This window comes from Chitinivibrionales bacterium (assembly GCA_014728215.1).
Classification (GTDB): domain Bacteria; phylum Fibrobacterota; class Chitinivibrionia; order Chitinivibrionales; family WJKA01; genus WJKA01.
The window spans coordinates 1-4,115 of the sequence record WJLZ01000131.1; the positions used below are offsets into that span (position 1 = coordinate 1).

At 43.6% G+C, this 4,115-nt stretch carries 3 protein-coding genes; all 3 read right to left on the reverse strand.

Annotated elements, in window-relative coordinates; translation table 11 throughout:
- On the reverse strand, positions 1-994 hold a 994-nt coding region (locus GF401_10705), incomplete at its 3' end, for a hypothetical protein (protein MBD3345521.1).
- 190 nt (positions 995-1,184) lie between these two features.
- A complete protein-coding gene (locus GF401_10710) occupies positions 1,185-2,144 on the reverse strand; it encodes an amidohydrolase family protein (GenBank protein ID MBD3345522.1) in 960 nt (319 codons plus the stop codon).
- 44 nt (positions 2,145-2,188) lie between these two features.
- A partial coding sequence (locus GF401_10715) for an SUMF1/EgtB/PvdO family nonheme iron enzyme (protein MBD3345523.1) occupies positions 2,189-4,115 on the reverse strand: 1,927 nt, incomplete at its 5' end.

Genomic DNA, 4,115 nt, shown 5'->3' on the forward strand with positions numbered 1-4,115 from the left:
GCACCTTCGGCTTGCCCAGAGGAACCGAATAATCGCCGTCAACCGGCATGGCGATAAATGTGGGGTTCGGCGCCCGCTGAATAACTTCTTCGGATTCATCCCTGAAAACAAGCCAGGATCCATCCGGGGAAAACTGGAAATCTGAAACATACAAACTCCGAATCTTCGCCCATTCGGAAAAAGGGGAGATCTCCTGGCGGAGTAACTCGATGATACGCTTTTCAGGATCGGGGTGTTGCCAGTTGACAAGGTAGACTTTGTAGTCTGTTCTCGCTTCTCTGTCCATTTCAACAAGAACGGCAAGTGGGAGGGATGGGTGCAAGGTCAATTGGTCGAGACATCTGAAATTTTCGATACTATTGAAGAGGTCGCAGAATGGATGTTTAACGGGATTAAAATTCATATCGTAGGCAGTAATGCTTATGCTGTCGTTGTTATAGATGAATATGGTTTTGTTCCGGATTGCCCAGGGTTCTAAGTAGCCGACTTTGTGGAGACCGGCTTCAAAATTTGCCAATTGTTTGAAATTGCCTTGAGTGTCGAATTCTAAAAGCCTTAAAAATCTTTTGCTGTCAAGATAACAGTCATTGCGTACCTGAAAAATGAATTGAAATTTTTTTGCATCAAAAGCCGAAACGCCGGTAAAATATTCATCACCCGATTGTAATGGTATGTGATCAGCAAAAGATTTAGTGGCAAGATTAAATAATAAGAAGCCCCGTGTTTGTGCATAGCCGATCCATTGATCTGAAAAAATCCCGGCATAATATTTATTTCCTGAGCCGACGCCGTCAATAAAATTTCTTCTGACTTCATCATAAATAACTTGATCATTATTAAATTTTATCAGGGTAATGGCATTGTGAATACTATTTGTTCCTACCGCATTCTCCACCGGAACCGAAAAGATATCCGTATCAGGATCTTTCATTCCTATAATGATTGGCCATAAATCCGGCTGCTTGCCGTATTGGATTGCATACTCGGCTTTCATATTATCGATCTCCTGTTTGCGTAATGTATTCCATGAACAACTAAATACCAGAGCTAAAAGAACGGATGTAAGAATCATTAACCGCATTATTTATTGCCTTCATTTTTCTTTAATTTATCGAAAAAGGTTTGTACTCGTCGCAAGCTCTCGATGTTTTCATCAAGCTTGCTCTTCTTACATTTTTGCTTTTTTAATGCTGACGCCATATTATACAGCTTGTCATTCTTTGATCCATCTTTCTTCTCATAAATTCCATAAAAAGTAAACGGATTAACAAAGGTAAATCGTTGCCACAAATCTTTCCACTCAGGGATGTCCTGAAAAAACTTCCAGAACTCGTTGCAGTATTTTTTGTAGTTTTTCCCCTCAGTGCTATCAGCGTCATATACCAGTCGGTACCGAAAAGGATTTTCTCTTTTAAATGTGAATACTGTTTGTTAAGAAGAACGCTCTTGAATGTTTCTTTCCAGTCATCGAGGTCCCAGCAGGAAAAATCGGTATATACGTTGGGAAATTCTTCAGTCAAAGATATTATTTCAGTAATCCAGTCGCTGTCCAGTCCCCTTTTCCATTCATCACCGCCGAAATGGGCCAGGCAAAGCTTGAGATTCGGGAAATTATTGAGTACATCTCTCCATACTCTTGGATGGACATAATTTGTCCAGAAATAACCTTCGGGGGTAAAAAGACGTTCTTGTGTCTCTTTGGGGATGTCTTCGCCAATTGCGGATTGTTGATCTGCTCCGTCATATTCCATGTCCATCATTTGAATAACTAAAAACGTGAACAGGTCGGCGTATTTGTAAATCTCTGAGTTGCCGATATCGCTTTTGGGGCCGAACGCTGAATCGATTTCGGTGACCGCTCTGTTGCCGATTTCGGCGGTGGACCTTTCCTGTACCCTGCCTGCTGAATGCTTGAAAACATTCGCTAAGAAATCGATTCCTTTTCGTTTCATGCGGAGACCTTTTAAGGGCATCTGGTTCCAGAGGAGCGGAAGGGGGACGCAGGCGCCGTTTTCGATGTGGGCATGGGAATCAACTAATGCGAGGTCGGCGGGGATAATTATTGTTAATTGTTGGCCGGTTTTGCCGGCTATTTTCCGGCCGGGTCTGGCGATTACTGTTTTGGCAGGGGGATTTTCGCGCATTGCTGTTTATTCACAATCCGTTGTCGCTTGATGAAAGCCATGGATCATTTTATTGGAAGAGCAACCCGGAAGCCATATCTTTTATGTGTGTTGGAAGGTCCGAAATAATTCATTCGTGCGGCAGATTTATTTTGCTCCTCTGAGGAAGACCAATGTCCGCCCCTAACAATTTTGGCTGTTCCGGATGATGGCCCAATAGGATCAGTTCTTGAAGGAACGCAAGGGTATGCCATTGGGCCGCCGCATCCTGCGGGTTCTGGATCATGCCAGTCATTTACCCATTCGGAAACATTTCCGATCATATCAAACATACCAAATGGATTTGGAGCATAATTACCGACTTCAATAGAAGCACCCCACCAGAACATTATGTTTCCAGGCCATTCGCCAAATGTTTCTCCAATTGTGCCGTCACTTGAAGGATATTCATACTGCATTCCACCCCTGCCTGCATATTCCCATTCTGCTTCTGTGGGCAACCTGTAGCCGGTTTTATTATAATCTATTGCCAAATTGTGTAAAGTGCAACCATTTCCCGGAATATTACTAATTGATTCATATGAATAAACACTATCCAGGCCATCTCTAAGACTTCGTGCGTTACAAAACAATACGGCATCATACCAACTTACATAATAGACAGGATATAATGGGCCTTCACCTAAATTTTCATTATTGGAAGGATCAAGGCCCCATGCTGGCTTTGTGTATCCAGGATAATATTCCGACATTAATGAATCGTATTCTCCCTGTACAACTTCAAAAGAATCAATCCACCAGCTATACGTGAAATTTACAGTATGCTCCGGTCCGGCAACATTGAATTCGCCCATGGTAAAATTATCGCCTGCCGCAGCAATAAAACTCATATTTGTCGGAAGCAAGAAACGGGCTTGTATTGAAGAGTCGCTTAAAAGTGTGATTGTAATGCTGTTTTCTTTGCTAATTACATTTCCTGCATTCAACCAACCTGTAAAAATGGAATTGTTTATCGTATTTGTTGTTACTGTCACCTGAGTTCCGGGATCATACGTGCCACCAGCCGGGTTTAATGATACATTTCCAGTTCCTGAGCCTGTTGATAATATCTGGACAGTCAAATCACAGGTCGAATCGGTCACCGTAATGGAAACAGCAATGTCTGTTGTACCACCGTTGTTGTCATTCGCTCGTATCACGCACGAATGAGCAATGCCGGCGTCAGACCATCCGGGAGTATATTGCCATATTGCATTTGATACTGTTCCGTCACCGCTTATCTTTGAATATGTCAAAGCATCGCCATCGATATCACTGCAGATGCTGTTCAGGTCAAGTGTATGCGTAATTCCTTCCTTGATGGTTATACTCAGTGATGCCTGGTCCCATTCCGGTGGATCATTCTGAGGAGTAACGGTGATCGAGACGGCGCCGTCAGCGGAATCATTGCCGTCATATACCCTGAATTCAAATGAATCCTGTCCATTATAATTCTGTGTCGGCTGATAGGTGTACGATGCTCCACTTCCTGAAAGTGTGCCATGTGCAGGCTGCGAAATAATTGTCCATGTAAAACTCGTTTGCGGGTCCGGATCGGTTGCCGTCAGCACTATATTCAACGTGCCGTCTTCAACAACTGATTGTGTCTGATTATTTGCAGCAGGAGGAGTATTAGCCGTTGCAAAACTCCACGTTTCGCTTGCGATGCTGTCACCGGGCATTTCATAAGAGTAGGCTTTTACAAGCCAGTAGTATTTCGTATTGCCGTCAAGAGAGGAGCCGAATTGTACGGTTGTGCTGCTCCCGGCAGAAAGAGAATGGATGAGCTGCTGCATGGAAGTCCCATACCAGACTTTATAGTAAATCGAATCACCATCAGGATCGTCTGCCGCGTTCCATTGCAGTGAAGGCTGTCTGCTTGCGGATGAGTTGTCGGTCGGGCTTTGCAGCACTGGAGCTGTAACAGGAGTGTTAAAGTTAAGACGAATCAGC

Bases quoted from the DNA above. Each gene is read 5' to 3' on its own strand.
- GF401_10710 (MBD3345522.1), bottom strand. From the start codon at position 2,144: ATGCGCGAAAATCCCCCTGCCAAAACAGTAATCGCCAGACCCGGCCGG.